At 29.3% G+C, this 963-nt stretch carries 2 protein-coding genes; both read right to left on the reverse strand.

What is annotated here, in order from left to right; genetic code table 11:
* On the reverse strand, window positions 1–587 hold a 587-nt coding region (locus ACW2QF_RS08205; protein ID WP_455715515.1), incomplete at its 3' end, for a hypothetical protein.
* Window positions 588–612: 25 nt separating this feature from the next.
* Window positions 613–963: ATP-binding cassette domain-containing protein (locus ACW2QF_RS08210; protein WP_455715516.1), on the reverse strand; the 351-nt coding region annotated here is incomplete at its 5' end.

A 963-nucleotide genomic window follows, 5' to 3' on the forward strand; every position in this document is an offset into this window, starting at 1 on the left:
CTATTATTCTCTATCAATTCTAATAGTAGCGTTTTTAAATTATCCTTTGCAATCTGATTTAAATTAATAGCAATATCTTGTTCCTTTTCGAATACCACCATTTTATCTTTATCCTTACTAGCCAAAACCGCTTGAAAAATCATATCAATATCAATCCATTCACTAATACACTCTGGTGGATAATAAGGAACATAGGAATCAGAAACCAACGCCATCCCCTCCTTGACACCGTGTAAAATCAAAGCATGTGCTCCATTCTGATTACTTTCATTTCCCTTAGGGTAAAATGGTAAAATATCGGACTTGACATTTAATATAATTGGATATTGTTTATTAAGCAATTCCATAGCCTTTTTTTCAAAATCACTTAGTCCATTAAATGTAATTACTTTCATTCGAAAACCCAATTTACTTATTGCATTATTACTAAAGTATGGAATATGAATTGAAATATCGTCTTCAAAATTACACTTCATAACAAGAAAAACAAATTCCTCCGGAATTTTGGTTCCATAATACTCCATCATATTACTAATAGCTTGATAATTACATGTCAATCCAAGCTTAATTGGAAATGAAATCTCCATATTATTTAATCTCCTTGCCTCTAACTCAATTCATTATTTTTCCATCTTCAAATTTAATAACACGATCGGTTATATCCAAAAAACTTTTTCTATGAGTAATCGAAATAAATGTTTTATCTTTACTTATTTTGTTAATATTATCACATATATGTTTTTCTATGTCAACATCCAGTGCTGATGTCGCCTCATCAAAAATAATAATTTTAATATTCTTTCGAAGTAATGCTCTAGCAATACTGATAAGTTGCTTCTGTCCACCTGATAAATTACCACCATTTTCTTGTACAATAAAATTATATCCATCTGGTAATGTATTTATAAATTTATCCAACTGGATGCTTTCTGAAATTTCCTTAACTTCTTCGTCTGTAATATC

This window comes from Anaerosporobacter sp. (assembly GCF_965301125.1).